Origin of the sequence: Streptomyces avicenniae (assembly GCF_000719135.1) — a bacterium.
GTDB lineage: Bacteria > Actinomycetota > Actinomycetes > Streptomycetales > Streptomycetaceae > Streptomyces > Streptomyces avicenniae.
This window is the reverse complement of record NZ_JOEK01000013.1, coordinates 156,702-174,693: the sequence shown is the minus strand read 5'-3', so window position 1 is coordinate 174,693 and position 17,992 is coordinate 156,702. Positions and strand designations below refer to the sequence as shown.

Annotated in this window: 18 protein-coding genes and 1 pseudogene; 13 read left to right on the top strand and 6 right to left on the bottom strand. The window is 75.0% G+C overall.

The features are described from left to right. Nucleotides 1–49 precede the first annotated feature (49 nt). From IF27_RS22895 to IF27_RS22875, 5 genes and pseudogenes are all read left to right on the top strand, one after another. The gene (locus tag IF27_RS22895) at nt 50–448 is read left to right on the top strand and encodes a TOBE domain-containing protein (RefSeq protein WP_052851606.1); all 399 of its coding nucleotides are present in this window, start codon (nt 50–52) and stop codon (nt 446–448) included. A gap of 8 nt (nt 449–456) precedes the next feature. Further along, entirely contained in the window at nt 457–1,263 is an 807-nt protein-coding gene (modA, locus tag IF27_RS22890; protein ID WP_052851605.1) for a molybdate ABC transporter substrate-binding protein, read from the top strand. Then, nucleotides 1,260–2,072: pseudogene (locus IF27_RS22885) on the top strand (ABC transporter permease); the annotation flags it as partial. The gene modA and the pseudogene IF27_RS22885, both read left to right, overlap by 4 nt. Before the next feature lie 91 nt (nt 2,073–2,163). Continuing rightward, the gene (locus IF27_RS22880) at nt 2,164–3,777 is read left to right on the top strand and encodes an alpha/beta hydrolase (RefSeq protein ID WP_110946161.1); all 1,614 of its coding nucleotides are present in this window, start codon (nt 2,164–2,166) and stop codon (nt 3,775–3,777) included. A gap of 123 nt (nt 3,778–3,900) precedes the next feature. After that, nucleotides 3,901–4,836, top strand: a complete 936-nt coding sequence (locus IF27_RS22875) for a zinc-binding dehydrogenase (protein ID WP_052851602.1) — start codon at nt 3,901–3,903, stop codon at nt 4,834–4,836. 79 nt (nt 4,837–4,915) lie between these two features. On the opposite strand, the gene moeZ is transcribed toward IF27_RS22875, so the two are convergent. The 5 genes from moeZ to IF27_RS22850 form a co-directional block, all read right to left on the bottom strand. Continuing rightward, on the bottom strand, nt 4,916–6,094 hold the full coding sequence (gene moeZ / locus IF27_RS22870) for an adenylyltransferase/sulfurtransferase MoeZ (RefSeq protein WP_052851601.1): 1,179 nt from the start codon (nt 6,092–6,094) through the stop codon (nt 4,916–4,918). A 115-nt stretch (nt 6,095–6,209) separates the two neighbouring features. Next, nucleotides 6,210–7,172, bottom strand: a complete 963-nt coding sequence (locus IF27_RS22865) for an NAD-dependent epimerase/dehydratase family protein (RefSeq protein WP_052851600.1) — start codon at nt 7,170–7,172, stop codon at nt 6,210–6,212. A gap of 101 nt (nt 7,173–7,273) precedes the next feature. Further along, nucleotides 7,274–8,800: a DUF3492 domain-containing protein gene (locus tag IF27_RS22860; RefSeq protein ID WP_223291168.1), complete on the bottom strand. Its 1,527-nt coding sequence runs from the start codon at nt 8,798–8,800 to the stop codon at nt 7,274–7,276. A gap of 141 nt (nt 8,801–8,941) precedes the next feature. Continuing rightward, the gene (locus IF27_RS22855) at nt 8,942–10,024 is read right to left on the bottom strand and encodes a DUF3152 domain-containing protein (protein ID WP_110946160.1); all 1,083 of its coding nucleotides are present in this window, start codon (nt 10,022–10,024) and stop codon (nt 8,942–8,944) included. A 9-nt stretch (nt 10,025–10,033) separates the two neighbouring features. Further along, on the bottom strand, nt 10,034–11,008 hold the full coding sequence (locus IF27_RS22850) for an alpha/beta fold hydrolase (RefSeq protein WP_052851598.1): 975 nt from the start codon (nt 11,006–11,008) through the stop codon (nt 10,034–10,036). Nucleotides 11,009–11,131: 123 nt separating this feature from the next. Between IF27_RS22850 and IF27_RS22845 the strand changes: the two genes are divergently transcribed. From IF27_RS22845 to IF27_RS22810, 8 genes are all read left to right on the top strand, one after another. Next, complete coding sequence (locus tag IF27_RS22845) at nt 11,132–11,428, top strand: hypothetical protein (RefSeq protein ID WP_052851597.1); 297 nt, start codon at nt 11,132–11,134, stop codon at nt 11,426–11,428. A 169-nt stretch (nt 11,429–11,597) separates the two neighbouring features. Then, nucleotides 11,598–12,227, top strand: a complete 630-nt coding sequence (locus IF27_RS22840; RefSeq protein WP_052851595.1) for a TetR/AcrR family transcriptional regulator — start codon at nt 11,598–11,600, stop codon at nt 12,225–12,227. A 148-nt stretch (nt 12,228–12,375) separates the two neighbouring features. Next, nucleotides 12,376–12,603, top strand: a complete 228-nt coding sequence (locus IF27_RS22835) for a DUF3107 domain-containing protein (protein WP_052851593.1) — start codon at nt 12,376–12,378, stop codon at nt 12,601–12,603. A gap of 180 nt (nt 12,604–12,783) precedes the next feature. After that, entirely contained in the window at nt 12,784–13,749 is a 966-nt protein-coding gene (locus IF27_RS22830; RefSeq protein WP_110946159.1) for a DMT family transporter, read from the top strand. Beyond that, on the top strand, nt 13,746–14,342 hold the full coding sequence (locus IF27_RS22825; protein WP_052851591.1) for a suppressor of fused domain protein: 597 nt from the start codon (nt 13,746–13,748) through the stop codon (nt 14,340–14,342). The genes IF27_RS22830 and IF27_RS22825 overlap by 4 nt, the downstream gene beginning before the upstream one ends. Nucleotides 14,343–14,385: 43 nt before the next feature. Then, complete coding sequence (locus IF27_RS22820) at nt 14,386–15,033, top strand: DUF6758 family protein (RefSeq protein WP_052851589.1); 648 nt, start codon at nt 14,386–14,388, stop codon at nt 15,031–15,033. Nucleotides 15,034–15,082: 49 nt separating this feature from the next. Beyond that, a complete protein-coding gene (locus IF27_RS22815; protein WP_052851587.1) occupies nt 15,083–15,931 on the top strand; it encodes a PHP domain-containing protein in 849 nt (282 codons plus the stop codon). Nucleotides 15,932–16,065: 134 nt separating this feature from the next. Then, on the top strand, nt 16,066–16,992 hold the full coding sequence (locus tag IF27_RS22810; protein ID WP_052851586.1) for an alpha/beta fold hydrolase: 927 nt from the start codon (nt 16,066–16,068) through the stop codon (nt 16,990–16,992). Nucleotides 16,993–17,003: 11 nt separating this feature from the next. Here IF27_RS22810 and IF27_RS22805 read toward each other — a convergent pair whose 3' ends face one another. Next, nucleotides 17,004–17,876: an alpha/beta fold hydrolase gene (locus IF27_RS22805; RefSeq protein WP_052851584.1), complete on the bottom strand. Its 873-nt coding sequence runs from the start codon at nt 17,874–17,876 to the stop codon at nt 17,004–17,006. Nucleotides 17,877–17,992 lie beyond the last annotated feature (116 nt).

The following is a 17,992-nucleotide window of genomic DNA, read 5'->3' as shown; positions in this document are numbered from 1 at the left end:
GCCGTCGCCGCCTTGCGTCCGCGAGCCCGCGCCGCATAACGTGCCGCACATGCGTTCCTACGGAATCGGCCGCGCCGCCCGACTGCTCGGGGTCAGCCCCGACACCGTCCGCCGCTGGGCGGACGCCGGACGGCTGCCGACCCGCCGTGACGACGCGGGCAAGCGGCTGATCGACGGCGTGGACCTCGCCGCCTTCGCCGCGGCGCTCGCCGCCGACGGCACGGGCGAGGGCGACGACGCCCCGTACACCTCCGCGCGGAACGCGTTCCCCGGCATCATCACGGCCGTCAGGCTCGGCGACGTGGCGGCCCAGGTGGAGGTCCAGGCGGGCCCGCACCGGCTCGTCTCGCTGCTGACCCGCGAGGCCGTCGAGGAGCTGGGCCTGGCCGTCGGCATGGAGGCCGTCGCCCGGGTGAAGGCCACCAACGTCCACATCGACACGGTGTGAGGTACTCAATGCCGCCGCTTTCCCGTCTCACCCGGGCCCTGCCCGCCGTCCTCGCCGTCGCCCTGCTCGCGGCGTGCGGCTCCGACGACTCCTCGGACGGGGACGACGCCTCGGGCGCCTCGCCGTCCGCGAGCGGCGGTGGTGAGTCCGTCGAGCTGACGGTGCTGGCCGCCGCCTCCCTCACCGACGTGTTCGAGGACGCGGCGGAGGTGTACGAGGCGGCCAACGACGGCGTGACGCTGACCTTCTCGTTCGCCGGTTCCCAGGAATTGGCCGCCCAGGTCCAGGAGGGCGTGCCCGCCGACGTCCTGGTGACCGCCGACACCACGACGATGGACGGTGTCGCCGACCTCACCGAGGACCCGTCCGTCATCGCCCGCAACGCGCTCACCCTCGTCACCCCGCCCGACGACCCGGGCGGCGTGGACGACCTGACCGATCTGGCCGACTCCGACCTGCGGCTCGTCCTGGCCGCGCCCGAGGTCCCGGCCGGGCGGTACGGCCGCGAGATCCTGGACGCCCTCGGCATCGACGCGCAGCCCGACTCGGAGGAGCCGAACGTCCGCGCCGTCCTCAGCAAGGTGGAGCTGGGCGAGGCCGACGCGGGGCTCGTCTACGTCACGGACGCGACCGCCGCAGGGGAGGACGCGGTCCGCACCGTGCCGATCCCCGAGGAGGACAACGTCCTCGCCGCCTACCCGGCCGCCGCGCTGACCGAGTCGGAGAACGCCGAGGCCGCGGCGGACTTCGTGGAGTGGCTGCTGTCCGACGAGGCGCAGGCGGTCCTGGCCGACGCGGGCTTCCTCGCCCCGTGACACCTCGGCGCGGCGGCGGCCGGACGACGACCCGCGTCCGGCACCGCCCGCCCCTGACGCTCGCGCTGCCCGCGCTGCTGGCCGTCGCGTTCCTGCTGGTCCCGCTGCTCGGCATCGTCGCCGACGCGCCCTGGCACGACCTGGGGGCCCGGCTGACGGAGCCGTCCGTCGTCGAGGCGCTGCGGCTGTCATTGCTCGTCTCCGGCTGGGCGCTGGTCCTGTCCGTCGCGGTCGGTGTCCCGCTGGCCTGGCTGCTGGCGCGCACCGACTTCCCCGGCAGGACGGCGGTGCGCTGCCTCGTCATCCTGCCGATGGTGCTGCCGCCGACGGTCGCCGGGGTGGCGCTGCTGCGGGGGCTCGGGCGGCGCGGGCTGCTGGGCGGGCCGCTGGAGTCGATCGGCGTCAACCTGCCGTTCAGCACGGCGGGCGCGGTGCTGGCCGCCGTGTTCGTGTCGATGCCGTTCCTCGTCATCACCCTGGAGGGCGCGCTCGCCGGGATCGAGCCGCAGTACGAGGAGGCCGCCGCGACGATGGGCGCGGGCCCGCTGACGACGCTGCGCCTCGTCACGCTGCCGATGGTCGGGCCGTCGCTCGCGGCGGGGGCGGCGCTGTGCTGGGCGCGCGCGCTGGGCGAGTTCGGCGCGACCATCACGTTCGCGGGCAATCTGGAGGGCACGACGCAGACGCTCCCCCTCAAGGTGTACCTGCTGCTCCAGGAGGACCCGGAGGCGGCCACCGCCGTCTCGCTGCTCCTGCTGCTGATCGCGGCGGCCGTGATCGTGGGGCTGCGCGGGCGCTGGCTGGGGTCGGTGCGCCGCTCACCCGGTTGACGTCCTGCGGGGGCGGGGCGCGGCGGGCGCGCCGACGATGGGCCTGTCGGAGCAATCGATGGGAGCCCGTATGCGCCGTGCCCGACTCGTCGCGCCGTCCTGCCTTGCCCTTGCCGCGCTGCTGACCACCGCCGCCTGCGGCGGGGGGACGGGCGGCGCGGACCCGGGCTCGCTGCGGCCCGCGGCCGACGGGCGCGCCACCGACACGTCCGACCTGCCCGACTCCCTCACCGGCCAGCGCCTCGACTGGTCGGCCTGCCCGAGCACCGACCCGGCCCAGGGCCCCGAGACGTCCCCCACGCCGCTGCCCGACGGGGCCGCGTGGGAGTGCGCGACGCTGACGGCGCCCCTGGACTACACGGACCCGGAGGGCGACACGATCGACCTCGCCATGATCAGGGCCCGCACCGACGCGAAGGGCGAGCGGCGCCTCGGCTCGCTGCTGTTCAACTTCGGCGGCCCGGGCGGCTCGGGCGTCGCGACGCTGCCCGCGTTCGGCCGGGACTACGCCGAGCTGAACAAGCGCTACGACCTGGTCAGCTTCGACCCGCGCGGCGTCGGCGACAGCGAGGGCGTGCAGTGCCTGGACGACCGGGGGCTCGACGCCTTCTTCGCCGCCGACGCCGACCCCCGTACGGCCCGCGAGCGCCGGGAGTTCACCGACCGGCTGAAGGACTTCGCGCGCGGCTGCGAGGAACGCTCGGGCGACCTGCTGCCGCACCTCACGACGACCGCCACCGCGCGGGACATGGACCTGATGCGCGAGGTGCTCGGCGACCGGAAGCTGCACTACTTCGGCATCTCCTACGGCACGGAGCTCGGCGGCGTCTACGCGCACCTCTTCCCGCGCCGCGTCGGCCGGGCACTGCTCGACGCCGTCGTGGACCCGACGGGCGACAGCGAGCAGGGCGCCCTCGGCCAGGCCAGGGGCTTCCAGCTCGCGCTCGGCAGCTACCTCGACCACTGCACGCAGGACGACGACTGCCCGCTCGGCGGCGACAAGGACGAGGCGGAGGACCGGCTCGGCCGCTTCCTCGACCGGCTGCGCGACCACCCCCTGCGCACGCAGGACCCGGAGGGCAGGGAGCTGACGCAGTCCCTGGCCTGGAACGGCATCGCCCAGTCGCTGTACTCGGAGGACTTCTGGCCGTACCTCACCCAGGGCCTGGACGACGCGCTGTCGGGCGACGCCCGCGACGGCACCGTCCTGCTCTCCCTGGGCGACTCGATGAACGGCCGCAACCCCGACGGCACGTACTCCACGCTCCAGTCGTCGCTGACGGCCATCAACTGCGCCGACTCCAAGGCGCGGTACTCGGTGGACCACGTCCGGGACCGGCTCGACCAGTTCGAGGACGCGTCGGCGGTCTTCGGGCCGCCGATGGCCTGGGGCATGCTGTCGTGCACCTACTGGCCCGTCCGGGGCCGCCACGACCACCCGGACGTCGAGGCGAAGGGCTCCGCCCCCATCCTGCTGATCGGCACGACGGGCGACCCGGCGACCCCGTTCGAGGGCACGGAGCACATGAAGGACGCGCTGGGCGACGACGTCGCCGTCGAGCTGACGTACGAGGGCGAGGGGCACGGCGCGTACAACAGCGGCAACGACTGCGTGCGCGACAAGGCGAACGCCTACCTCCTCGACGGGCGCGTGCCGGACGACGGGACGACCTGCGAGGCCTGAGCGCGGGCGCGGGCGCGGGAATGCCCGGCCATAACCGATGGGCATGACGGCGGGTATTGGACCGCCCGCGCGCGGGGCGCGGAGCATGAGGCCGTCCCACGGCTCTCGCGAGGAGAACGCCCCATGCGTGCCCTGATCCACGACCCCGACGCGCCGCGCGGCCTGCGCCTGGCCGACGACGTGCCCGCCCCTGAACCGGCGCCCGACGAGGCGCTGGTGCGCGTCGCGGCCGTCTCCCTGAACTTCGGCGAGCTGGACCTCGTCGGCGGCAACCCGCCAGGGCAGGTCGTCGGCCGCGACAGCGCCGGAACCGTGCTGCGGGCCGCCGCCGACGGCTCGGGGCCCCCGGCGGGGACGCGGGTCGCGTCGTTCGCGCCCGGCGGCGGCGCCTGGGCGCAGCTGCAGGCCGTGCCGGGCCGGGACCTCGCGGTGCTGCCCGACGGGGTGGAGCCGGGCGCCGTCGCCGCGCTGCCGTCCGCCGGGGTGAGCGCGCTGCGCGCGGTGCGGCGCCTCGGCGCGGTGCTGGGGCGGCGGGTGCTGGTGACCGGCGCGTCCGGCGGCGTCGGGCGGTACGCGGTGCAGCTCGCCGCGCTGGCGGGCGCCGACGTCGTCGCCTCGGTGGGCGCGCCCGAACGCGGCCGGGGCCTGCGGGAGCTGGGCGCGGCGCAGGTGGTCGTCGGGCTGGACGGCGTGGACGAGCCGGTGCACGGCGTGCTGGACAACGTCGGCGGGCCGCTGCTGGCGGACGCGCTGGACCTCGTCGCGGAACACGGCGTCGTGCAGCAGATCGGGGCGGCCTCCGGCGAGCCGACCGTGCTGAACCTGGCGCACAAGCTGGTCAACAGGCGGCTTGAGCTGTTCGTCGTCGGCACCGGGCTGACGACGGGCGACGCGCGGTTCGCGTTCGGGCCGGACCTCGCCTATCTCGCCCGGCTGCTCGGCGAGGGGCGGCTCGACGCGCAGATCGGCTGGCGCGGGCCGTGGGAGCGGGCGGTGGAGGGCGCGGACGCGCTGTTCGGCCGCCGCGTCGCGGGCAAGGTGGTGCTGGACGTCACGTGACGGCGCCGGACACGACGGACGGCGGCGCCGGGAGAGCTTCCCCGGCGCCGCCGTCCGTCGTCCGTCGTCGTGCCGCCGGTCAGTAGACCGGCTTCTCCGGCTCGATCTGGTTGACCCAGCCGATGACGCCGCCGCCCACGTGCACGGCGTCGGCGAAGCCCGCGTTCTTCAGGACCGCGAGCACCTCGGCGGAGCGCACGCCCGTCTTGCAGTGCAGGACGATCCGCCGGTCCTGCGGCAGGTCGCTGAGCGCGTTGCCCATCAGGAACTCGTTCTTCGGGATCAGGCGCGCGCCCGGGATCGAGACGATCTCGTACTCGTTCGGCTCGCGGACGTCGATGATGTCGATCTTCTCGTCACCGTCGATCCACTCCTTGAGCTGGCGCGGCGTGATCGTGGAGTCGAGCGCCGCCGCCTGGGCCTCGTCGGAGACGACGCCGCAGAACGCCTCGTAGTCGATCAGCTCGGTGACGGTCGGGTTGTCGCCGCAGACGGCGCAGTCCGGGTCCTTGCGGACCTTGACCTGGCGGTACGTCATCTCCAGGGCGTCGTAGATCATCAGCCGGCCGACCAGCGGGTCGCCGATCCCGGCGAGCAGCTTGATGGCCTCGGTGACCTGGATGGAGCCGACCGACGCGCACAGCACGCCGAGCACGCCGCCCTCGGCGCAGGACGGGACCATGCCGGGCGGCGGGGGCTCGGGGTAGAGGCAGCGGTAGCAGGGGCCGTGCTCCGACCAGAAGACGGACGCCTGCCCGTCGAACCGGTAGATGGAGCCCCACACGTACGGCTTGTCGAGCAGCACGCAGGCGTCGTTGACCAGGTAGCGGGTCGCGAAGTTGTCCGTGCCATCGACGATCAGGTCGTACTGCGCGAACAGCTCCATGACGTTGGACGAGTCCAGGCGCTCCTCGTGCAGGTTGACCTGGACGAGGGGGTTGATGCCCTGGACGGTCTCCTTCGCGGAGAGCGCCTTGGACTTGCCGATGTCCGCCTGGCTGTGGATGATCTGCCGCTGGAGGTTGGACTCGTCCACGGTGTCGAACTCGACGATGCCGAGCGTGCCGACCCCGGCGGCGGCCAGGTACATCAGCGCGGGCGACCCCAGACCGCCCGCGCCGACAGCCAGCACCTTGGCGTTCTTCAGCCGCTTCTGCCCGTCCATCCCGACGTCGGGGATGATCAGGTGGCGGGAGTACCTGCGGACCTCATCGACGGTGAGCTCGGCGGCCGGCTCTACCAGGGGTGGCAGCGACACGGGGACTCCGTAGGTCTAAGGGAACAGTCGTGACTCTCCCCCAACACTGCCACGCGCCGTCCCATTCCGAGACACCCGTTCCACAGTCCGGGCAGGCGGCCGGGCCGGGCGCCGGTCACATACGGCAGGCGGCCTCCATCCAGATGTCGGCGAGCGACTCCTCAAGCCCGATCCGCGCGCGCCAGCCGAGGCGGTCGCGGGCCGTGCGGACGTCGGCCTGCTGCCAGCCGCCGCAGCCGTCGGGGTAGGGCGGCGCGACGGGGTGGGAGGCGGCGGGCGTGTGGTGGTGGCCGCCCGGCTCGTGGAGCTGCCGGGGCACGGACGGCCCCTCCAGCTCGTGCAGCGCCCCGGTGAAGCCGGAGATCCGCGCCAGGGAGACGGCGGCCTCGCGCAGCCGTACGGCGTGGCCCGTGCCGATGTTGACGACGCCCTGGGCGGCGGACAGCGTCGCCGCGTGCACGGCGCGCGCGACGTCGCGGACGTCCACGAAGTCGCGGTGGACGGCGAGCCCGCCGAGCTTCAGCTCGGTGTCGCCGTGCTGCATCGCGCGGCGCAGGGCGTCGGCCAGCCGCCCGAGCGGCGACCCGGCGGGGGTGCCGGGGCCCGTCGGGGAGAAGACGCGCAGCACGATCGCGTCGAGCCCCGAGCCGAGGACCAGTTCGGTGGCGGCGAGCTTGCTGACGCCGTAAGGACCGCCCGGGCGCGCGACGGCGTCCTCGGCGATCGAGGAGCCGTTCGGCGAGGGCCCGTACTCGGCGGCGCAGCCGATGTGGACGAGACGGGCACGGCAGCCGCTGCGGCGCAGCGACTCGCACAGCGTCGCCGTGGCGACGGTGTTGTGGCGGGCCAGCTCGCTGGCGGTGCCGCGGATGGCGCCCGCGCAGTTGATGACCACCCCGGGGTGGACGGCGTCGAGGAAGCGGGTCAGCGCGCCGGGGCTGCCGGTGGACAGGTCGAAGCGGACATCGGCGTCGTCACCGCGGCCGAGTGCGGTGAGCTGGACGGCGGGGTCGGCGAGCAGCCGGTCGGCGACGAACCGGCCCAGGTAGCCGGCGGCGCCGAGAAGCAGCACTCTCATGGCTCTGTGCTCCTTGTGTGTGCACGATCAATCGTGGGGGTCGGGATTCGGGAAGGTGGGGCGTGGGGCGTCGGGGACGGCGGCGGGGGGACCGCGGGCGGTCAGGCGCAGGGCACGGAACGGGGTGTGCCGTGTCCTGCCGCGTCCGGGTGGGGAGCGGGCCGGGGGGCCGACGCCATGGCGAGGAGTTCGGGGTAGACGGCGCCGTAGGCGGCGGCACCGTGGTCGGCGGTGAACAGTTCACGGGCCCGCGCGCGGGCCGCCGCGCCGAGCGAGGCCCGGCGTTCCGGGTCGCGCAGCAGGGCGAGGCAACCGGCGGCGAGCGCGGCGGGGTCGAGCGGCGGCACGAGGACACCGGCGCCGCCGACGACCCGCCCCGCCGCGCCGACGTCGGTGGCGACGGTCGCGTGCCCGCGCGCCATCGCGGCGATCAGGGGCACGGGGACGCCTTCCACGACGCTGGAGAGGACCGCGACGGCGGCCGTCGGGCAGGCGTCGGCCGACGCGGGCGCGCCCGCGCTGGTGAACGAGACGCCGCCGGGGACCAGCCGTCCGGCCAGCTCGCGGCACCGCGCGAGGTACCCCGCGTCCGTGCGGGCGCCGCCGGTGTCCACGATCCGCAGGGAGGCGGCGGGCTCGGCGGCCCGTACGGCGCGGAACGCGTGGAGGAGCCCGACGAGGTCCTTGGCCGGTTCGATCCGGTCGGCCCACACCAGCGTGACCGCCTGGCCCGGCCTGCCCTGGGGCGTGGGGGGCGGGGCGGGGGGCGGGCCGCAGCCCGGCGTGACGAGCGAGGCTGCGGCGCGGACCTCGCGCGCGAGCCGGTCCTGGAAGGCGGCGAGCAGCGCCCGTACCGGCGCCCGTGCCGCCGAGGGCGCCACCGCGTACGCCGCGCCGAACGCGCGCCCGGCGCCCGGCCGTTCCGTCTCCTCGGTGAGGAGGAGCGGCACGCCGTGCAGCCGCGCGGCGACGAGCGCGGGCAGCGCGACGGGCCCGGCGCCCACGGCGTGGCACAGGTCGATGCCGGGGGCCGCGCCCGGCGGCAGGAGCCCGAGGGGCCGGAGCGCCCGCTCCAGCCGTTCGGTGACGGCCAGCAGGTCGGGGACGCGGGCGGCGCGTACGGCCCGGGGGGCGCCGGGGGCGCGGCAGGCGGCTTCGAGGAGGCGGACGGCCTGCTCGGAGTAGAGCCAGCGGGTGAGCCCCGGGTGCCGGGCGGCGAGCGCGGCGAGGCCGAGGAGCGCGCTGCTGAAACGGTCCGCCTGCCCGTGAGGCCCGCCCTCGCGCTCCAGCGGCGCGCGGTCGGTGCCGGGCGCGGGGCGTGAGCACAGGGCGGCGGCCAGGTCGGCGAAGCACTCGGCGAAGCGCCGCGCGGGCCGCCCGTACGCGCGCCAGGGGCCGCCGGGCGGCGGGCCCCACAGCGCGGCGGTGCGGACGCGGCGGACGTTCGGCGGCAGCGGACGGCGCGGCCCCGCGGCCTGCCGCCCGCTACGGCTGAGCGCCCAGATCTCGAAGTCGTGCCGGGACAGGCCGCGCAGCAGCCGGTCGCACCAGGCGGCCGATCCACCACGGGCGTACGGATAGCCACCCTCGGTCAGCAACGCGACGCGCACCGGCGCACCCCCTGTCATACGTCTCTCCCATGACGGCAAGACGGTATGTCTACATGTGCCGGTTACGGCGGACGGTTGTCCGTCACACCACCGGAAGGGGTGAAGTTTCGTGACTCGGAGCGCGCCCCGGTCGTTAACCGCGATTGGTTCGAGAGTCGGTCAGTTGTCCGGATGCGGCCACGGGTTCGGCAGGCAGGTCAGCCCGTCCGTGTCGAGGAACTTGGTCTGCTGCATCATCACCGGGGCGAGCGCGCCGTCGGCGGGGCAGAGCGCGTGCCCGTAGCCGAGCCGGTGGCCGACCTCGTGGTTGACGAGCATCTGGCGGTACGCCGCGATGTCGCCGAAGTACGTCTCGGAACCCTGCGCCCAGCGCCAGGCGTTGATGATGACGCGCTCGGTGTTCGAGGAGTTGCAGGAGACGTTGTCCTCGGTGATGTCGAGGCCCGAGCGCGCGCACCAGTCGGCGGCGGTGCCGGGGCTGGCGAGGGTGACGACGAAGTCGTGGTCGCCGCCCGAGACGCGGGCGAAGCTGCGCTCCCCGCCGTTGCCCCAGCTGCGCGGGTCGTTGAGCGTGCGGTGGACGACCTCGGCGAAGAACTCGGGGTCGAGCCCGAGCCCCGCCTCGACATCCACCCGGTAGCGCAGCACGGTGGTCGCGTCCGGGTCGTCCGCCGGGTCGGTGCCGGGCACGGGCACCAGCTCACCTGAACCGGTCAGCTCCGGGTCCATGGCGAACATCGTCATCATCATCCGGTCGTACGTCTGCTCGCCGTCGGGCAGCGTCTCGGCGGACGGGGACGACAGGGCCTCGGGCTCCTGCCCCGACGGGCCGTCGTGCGTCTCGGGCCCGCCGTCGGCGGGGCCGCTCGCGGCGGGCGCGCGCTCGTCGCCGCCGGTCCCGCGCACCAGCGCCGACCTGTCGTCCTCGCCGCCCGCGACCTGCACGGCGACGGCCACGGTGAGCACCGTCACGACCGCCGCGGCGGCCACCCCGGTCAGCGTCCTGCCACGGCCGCCCGCCCGGCGGCCCCCGCTATCCCCGGGCACGCGTCGGCGCCCGTGCTGCGGCGGGAGGCGGTGACGGCCGCCCGGCGACGGGCTCTTCCGCTCCGCCGCGCGCTGCCTCGGGATGGGCTGCGGTCGTCCGAAGGTGTCTTCCTCGAAGGCATCCAGATACTCCTGGCGCGGTCCTGGGCCCGTCTCCGCGTCGGCGGACGGGGCGGCGGTCTCGCGGTGGTCCATGCGGCTCCCTCAGCCATCCGTGACGACGGTGGTCTCGGCGCCCTCGGCCCTGAAGTCGAGGAACGCACCGGCCACGACGGCTGGGTACTCCATCATCGCCACATGTCCGGCTTCCGGCAGGACGACCAGCCGGGAGCACCCGAATGCCCGGCTCGCCCGTTTCGCGGACTTGAGCGCGACGAGCCGGTCCCGCGCCCCGTAGATCAGCAGCGTCGGCGCCAGGACGCGTTCCGCCTGCCGCCACAACGACTGCTGCCCACCGAGCGTGTAGGCGTTCACGATGCCACGCGCGCTGCGGCTGAGCGAGTCCCAGAAGTAAGGAAGTGCTTGACGTCTCTCCTGCTCCGCCTCGGCGGCGGCGTGCTCCTCGGGGGTGATCAGCTCGGGGTTGCCGTAGCAAAGCCGCAGCACCTCGCGGGCCCGCTGCCCCGGGGAGACGTCACGGGTGAGGCGCCGCACGAGCGTGGGGATGCCCGGCAGGCCGAGCAGTCCGGTGGGCAGCGCGGTGCGCTGCGGCGGCAGTTCCGGCAGCGCGGGCGAGATGAGCGTGAGCGTGCGCACCAGGTCGGGGCGCAGGGCGGCGACCCGGGTGACGGCGGCGCCGCCGAGGGAGTTGCCGAAGAGGTGCACGGGGCCGCGTCCCGAGGACTCGATGATGCGGACGACGGCGCGCGCGTGGCCGTACACCGAGTAGTCCCCGTCGTCGGGCGGCGGGGAGGCGCCGAAGCCGGGCAGATCGACGGCCTCGCACTCGACCTCGTCGGCCAGGAGGGCCATCAGCGCCGACCAGTTGCGGGAGGAGCCGCCGAGGCCGTGGACGAAGAGGGCGGGGTCGAGACCGTCGCGTCCGGCGGCTCTGCGGCGTACCGCCAGGATCGTCCCGGGGAGTGCGACGGACCGCAGCGTCTCCCCGTCCCGTACCCCCGGCCAGCCCTCGGCCGCGGCGAGTGCGGCCTCGACGCGCTGCTCTTCGGTGCTCGGCATGGCGCAATATTACGAGCACGGCAACGGCCGTACGCCGTACGGCGTGCTCCCGGCCGGTTCGCGTCCGGGGGCCCGCGCCCCTACGCTGGGAGTTACCCGCCGGTTGTCCGGAGGTGACCGCCAATGCCACGGGAACGCAAGGAGAACGGGCCCCCAGGCGAACCGCTGCCCGACGCGCGGCTCGTCGAGGAGGCCGAGCGGTACGAGACGCTCGACGCACAGCGCGCCGCGCGGCCGTACCCCGGTGACGGGGAGGGACCGGCCGACGGCACGCCGGAGGCCGACGCCGCGGAACAGCGGCGTCCGCTGCTGGAACCGGTGGACCCCGGGCCGGGCACGCGGCTCCCGGCCGAGGCCGATCCGGCCGACGCGGCGGAGCAGGACCGCGAGATCGGCGCGGGCGACGACGACTACCGGTGACCACCGGTCACGGCGCCCCCAGGGGTCCCTTCCCTGACGACAGGGTGTCCGCAGCGTGAGATCGTCCCCCGCCGGATGCACGCTGCGCGACGGCACGAACGTACGATGACGGGACGGCACGTGGCCCCGAGCCGCGCGGCCCACCGAACCTGAGACACCGGGAGGCGGCGTGAGCGCCACCGAGCAGACCGAGGCTCGCCCCCGCGGCACCCGCCTGCCGCGCCGGGCCCGACGCAACCAGCTGCTGGGCGCGGCGCAGGAGGTGTTCGTCGCCCAGGGTTACCACTCGGCGGCCATGGACGACATCGCCGACCGGGCCGGGGTCAGCAAGCCGGTGCTCTACCAGCACTTCCCGGGGAAGCTTGAGCTGTACCTCGCGCTGCTCGACCAGCACTGCGAGGCGCTGGTCCAGGCGGTGCGCGAGGCGCTGGACTCGACGCACGACAACAAGCAGCGCATCGCCGCGACGATGGATGCGTACTTCAGCTACGTGCAGCACGAGGGCGGCGCGTTCCGGCTGGTCTTCGAGTCGGACCTGACGAACGAACCGGCCGTGCGCGAGCGGGTGGACCAGGTCGCGGAGGACTGCGCGAAGCTCGTCAGCCCGCTGATCTCCGAGGACGCCGACCTGCCGGAGGAGCAGGCGATGCTGCTCGCGGTCAGCCTGTGCGGCATGGCGCAGGTGACGGCGCGGCACTGGCTCAGCTCGGACCGCGCGATCCCCCGGGACGTCGCCAAGAACCTGACGGCGTCGCTGGCCTGGCGCGGCATCGCGGGCTTCCCGATGCAGCAGCACTGAGACGTACGGCACGTACCGCACGTCCGTCGGCCGCCGCTCCCCCGCCCGGGGGCGGCGGCTGTTCGCTCTCGGCGTGGCAGGGCGGCGACGGGCGCAGGGTGGGCGCGGATAACCTGTGACCAGTAACGGACCAGTGGAGGGACAAGCCGTGGAGATCAAGATCGGCGTTCAGCACACGCCGCGCGAGATTGTTCTCGAAAGCGGGCAGTCTGTCGAGGACGTGGAGGGCGCTGTGTCCGACGTCTTCTCCGGCACCGCCAAGTTGCTCAGCCTGGTCGATGTGAACGGGCGCAAGATCCTCGTCCCGGCCGACCGGATCGCCTACATCGAGATCGGCAGGCCGGCGTCACGCCGGGTGGGCTTCGGGGCGGTCTGACCCCCTCCCACCGACACCGGCCGCGGCCGGTGCGCACGAACGGCGCCCTGAGGGCGCGCGGGCGGTCCGCGACGGCGGGCCGCCCTCCGGCGTTCCGGGCTTGTGCGGGACGGCCGCGCGCCCGCATGCTCGACAGGCGCGGCCCCGGCGTGGGCGCGCCGGAGGAGGAAGGGAGGCGCCGTGTCCGCTCCCGGCACGGAACGCCGGGCGGCCCCCGGCCGTGCTGCGCGCGCCGCCGCGTCCGTGCCCTCCGTCCCCGCCTCCCCCTTCGCCGCGCACCGGCTCGACTTCACGCTTCTCGCCGTCGCCGTCGCCGGCATCTCCCTCTCCGGGCCGCTGATAGCGGCGACCGCCGCACCGGCCCTGGCCATCGCCTTCTGGCGCAACGGGCTCGCCGCCGCCGGTCTGGCGCCCGTCGTCCTGCTGCGGTCCGGGCTGCGCCGGGAGCTGGCACGCGCGGGGCGGCGGACGCTGCTGCTGTCGTGCGCGGCGGGGGTGGCGCTGGCGGCGCACTTCGCGCTGTGGCTGCCCAGCCTGCGGATGACGTCGGTCGCCTCGTCCGTCGCGCTGGTGACGACGACGCCGCTGTGGACGACGCTGCTGCTGCGCTGCATGGGCCACCGGCCGCCGTTGGCGGTGTGGCTGGGGACGTCGGTCGCGTTCGGCGGGGTGCTGCTGCTGACCGGCGTGGACCTGAGCGTGTCGGCCGAGGCCCTGGCGGGTGACGCGCTTGCGCTGGGGGGCGGCGCCGCAGGGGCGGTGTACGTCCTGATCGGCGCCGAGGTGCGGCGCACCACCAGCACGACCGTCTACACGTTCCTGTGCTACGGCTGCACGGCCGTGCTGATGCTCGTCCTGTGCCTCGCGACGGGCGCCTCGCTCGGCGGGGACTACAGTGCGCGGACGTGGGGTCTGCTGCTGGCCGTCACGGTGGTCTCGCAGCTGCTGGGGCACTCGCTGATCAACCGCGTGGTGTCCGGCCTCGGCCCGACCGTCACGTCCACGGCGCTGCTGTTGGAGACGCCGGGGGCGGCGCTGGTCGCCGCCGTGTGGCTGGGGCAGTACCCGCCCGCCGCCGCCTATCCGGCGCTGGCCGTCGTGCTCGCGGGGCTGGCGCTGGTCGTCCGAGGAGAACGCGTTCCATGACGTCGCCCGTGTCCGTCCTGCCGCTGGTCGAGGAGCGGCTGCGCGCCGCGCTGGGCGAGCCCGACGCCCGCGCCTCCGTCACGTTCCTGGGGACCGAGCGCGTGGAGGTGCTGCGCTTCGCCGACGGCGTGACGGTGCGCTACGCGACGCTGGGCATGTCGGGGGCGCCGATGGCCGACCCGGCCGCGGTCGTCGCCGATCCGGCGCGGGGGCCGCGTGCCGAGCTGCTGCTGACGTTCCGCGCGGGGGCGGCGGACACCGACGGTGTGCTGCGCCCGCTGGCCGTGCTCGCCGCGACGCCTGTGGTGGAGGGCGTCGTCGTGGCGCCGGGCGCCTCGCTGGACCTCGGCGAACCGCTGTGGCCAGGCGCGCCGTTCACCTCGGTCCTGGTCGGCGAGCCGGGCGACCCGGTGCCCGACCTCGCGCTGCCCGCGCCGCTGGATCCGGTGCGGTTCCTGCCGCTGCTGCCGATGACGCCGCACGAGACCGCCTGGAAACGCGCGCGCGGCGCCGAAGCCCTGCGCGAACGCTGGCGGGCACACGGCGTGGACCCGCGTGATCCCCTACGGGCCGGGGTACCCCTCAGCGGGTGAGACAGCTTGACGGACCGACAGGTGGAAGGGACTGTTGTTCCCCATGAGGGGCGAACCCAGTTGCCCGAAGTGTGGTGGACGGGTGAGGGCGCCCAGTCTGTTCGCCGACGTGTGGCAGTGCGCCGCGCACGGCACCGTCCATCCCGTGCAGCCCGTCGTCCCTCCGAGCGTCGGCGCCCTGACCGTCGTGGTGGAGCGGGCGAGGGTGCCGGTGTGGATGCCCTGGCCCCTCCCTGTCGGCTGGCTGTTCAGCGGCGTGGCCTGCGCCGGTGACGACCGCAGCGGCGGGCGCGCCACCGCCGTCGCGTGCACGGGCCCCGGTCCGCTGGGCGGCCCCGGTGAGCTGGTGCTGGTCGCCGAGGAGCCAGGCGTCGGGCTCGGCGCGCGCTACGCGGGGATACCCGGGCCCGATCCCGGGCCGAAGCTGCACACCGAGCAGGCGGCCGAGGCGAGGGTGCTCGCCGCCGGACGCCCCACACCGCTGTGGCACGTCGAGGACGCCCCCGCCGACCGCGCCGTGTTCGCGGGCGAGGCGATGGGGCTGTGGCTGTGGGCCGTGATGTGGCCGGAGCGCTGCGGCCCGTTGCTGTACGAGGACCTGGTGCTCACCGACGCGCGGGACGCGGGCTCCGAGATCGACCTCGTGCCCTGCGGCGCGCTGTCGCCCCGGCTGATGCGGCCGGACGGCTGACGCGCGGGCCCGTCCGGGGGCTGTGCCCGCCTGCCGTAGCCTTGCACCCGTGCGCATCGACCTGCACGCCCACTCCACCGCTTCTGACGGCACCGACTCGCCCGCCGAGTTGGTCCGCGCCGCGGCGGCTGCGGGGCTCGACGTGGTGGCGCTGACCGACCACGACACCGTCGCGGGGCACGACGAGGCCGCGGCGGCGCTGCCCGCCGGGCTGACGCTGGTGCCGGGGGCGGAGATCTCCTGCGTGCTCGACGGCGTGAGCCTCCACATGCTGGCCTACCTGTTCGACCCGGCGGAGCCCGCGTTCGCGCGCGAGCGTGACCTGCTGCGTGACGACCGGGTGCCGAGGGCGCAGGCGATCGTGGCGCGGCTCCAGGGTCTGGGTGTGCCGATCACCTGGGAACGGGTGCGGGCGCTCGCGCAGGGGGCCGTGGGCCGTCCGCACATCGCGCAGGCGATGGTGGAGGCCGGGGTGATCGGGACGGTCTCCGAGGCGTTCACGCCGGAGTGGATCGGCGACAGCGGCCGGGCACACGTGGGCAAGCACGAGCTGGACGCGTTCGACGCGATCGGCCTGGTCCACGGCGCGGGCGGTGTCGCGGTGTTCGCGCACCCGATGGCCGTCAAGCGGGGGCGGGTCGTGGCGGACGAGGCGATCGCCCGGCTCGCGGCGGCGGGCCTCGACGGGGTGGAGGTGGACCACATGGACCACGACCTCGACACCCGCCTGCGCCTGGACGCGATGGCGGTGGATCTGGGGCTGCTGGCCACCGGTTCGAGCGACTACCACGGGTCGCGCAAGTCGTGCTCGCTGGGCGAGCACACGACCTCGCCCGAGGCGTACGAGGCGATCGTCGCGCGGGCCACGGGCGCGAGGCCGGTCACCGGCGGGCGGTAGCCGGGGCGCACACGAGACGCGGTTACTCTCGGCAACGGATTCCGGCGGCCCGCCGCCCGGCGTTGACGACGGCGAATCCGCAGGTCAGACCAAGTACGGGCTCGATTGTCAGACCCGTGGCGCATGATGTCCTCATGAACATCGCTCCCACGTTCGTCACCGTCCGTGAAGGTCATCGGCTGGCGGTCCGCCGTCGCGGGGAGGGCGGCGTGCCGCTGCTCCTCGTGCACGGCTTCCCCTGCACGAGCCTGATCTGGTCGCGCGTCATAGTGCCGCTGGCGGACGCGGGGTTCGACGTCGTCGCCCCCGACCTGCGCGGCTACGGCGACTCCGACTTCGCACCCGACGGCTTCTACGACTTCGCCGCCTTCACCTCCGACCTGACGGGGCTGTTCGACGCACTGGGCTGGGAGCGCGCCGTCGTCGCGGGCCACGACCTGGGGGCGATGGTGGCCATCGACATGGCGACACGTCACCCCGGGCGTGTGGACCGCCTGGTGATACTCGACGACTCGATGCCCGACCTGCCGGAGGAGTTCGCCGCCGCCGGGATACCCGCGAGCCGCCCGAAGCCCGCCGTGTACGACTACCAGCGGCGGCAGGGGCTGCACGCGGACGAGCTGGTCGCCGAGCTGGACACGCCCGAGCGGCGGCGGCGCTACGTCGCCGAGTTCTTCGGACACCGGATGTGGTGCCCGCCCGACGCCTTCGGCGAGGAGGACCTCGCGCTCCTCACCGAGCCGTACGCGGACGCCGCGCGGCTGCGCGCCTCGTTCGCCGACTACGAGGTGGTCATGGGCACCCGCCCCGTGTCCGGGCCGGAGCTGACCGACCGGCCCGTGGAGCAGCCCGCGCTGATCATGATCGGCACCGACCAGGTCACCCTGGGCGAGCACGTGGACGAGCGGTGCGCCCTCGCGTTCCCCCGGGCCGTCGGGCCGTTCTGGATACGCGGCGCGGGCCACTTCATGCCCTGGGAGCGGCCGACCGTGGTGCACCGCGCCGTCAGCGCGTTCTGCGGGGACCTGCTGGCGCGCCGACCACAAGGGGCGGAGGTGTGACGGCCGCCGGGTCAGCGGTCGGGGCTGCCGCCGGGCAGGCCGGTCCAGAAACCGGCGAGCGCCGCCGCCGTCGCGCCGGGCTGCTCGGCGTTCGGGGAGTGCTCGGCGCCGGGGATCACGGTGCGGTGGGCGCCGAGTTCGGCCGCCATGCGGTCGAGCGACGGCACCGGCCAGGCGCCGTCCCGCTCCCCCGACACGACATGGACCGGCAGCCCCGCGGCGGCGAGACGGGCCACCCGGTCCGGCTCGCGCAGCAGGGTGCGGCCGGTGGCCAGCAGTTGGGTCGGCGCGTTGGCCAGCCAGCGGCGGCGCAGGAACTCCGCGATCTCCCCCGCGTCCGCCCTCGGATGCAGGAACCGCCACACGAGATCGGCGCCCAGCACGGGCAGGCTCACCGACAGCATGCGCACCTTCCAGCGCTGGAGCGGCGCCACCCGTCCCGGGCCTGACGCGATCAGCGTCAGGGAGGCGAACGGCAGCGGCACGCGGCCCGCCGCCGCGGCACGCAGCACCGCGCCCCGCGCGATCAGCCCGCCCAGCGAATGCCCCACCAGGTGCACAGGGCCGGCGTCGGACAGCGCGTCGGCCTGCGCGAGGACGTCCTCGGCGAGCGCGCCGATGCCGTAGGAGGCACGTGCCCGCGTCCCGACCGTCTCGTACTGCCCGCGCCCGTCCACCGCGAGCGTGCGGAACCCGGCCGCCGACAGCGGTACGAGCAGCGCGATGAAGTCCTCCTTGCTGCCCGTGTAGCCCGGCACGAGCAGGGCCGTGCCGATCGGCTCGCCCGCGGGCTCCACGTCCAGCACCGCGAAATCCCCGCGCCGCGTCACGAGCGGATACGCGCGCACCCCCACCGGCGGCACGTGGAACGGCGGCTTGCTCACCCAGTCCTCCCGAACACCCGAACCGAACACCCGGCCCCCGGACAGCCCGTGACCGACCCTAACCGCACAGGGCGCGCGCCCGGGGGGTGACTCCCACCCGGGCACTCCGCCAGAAT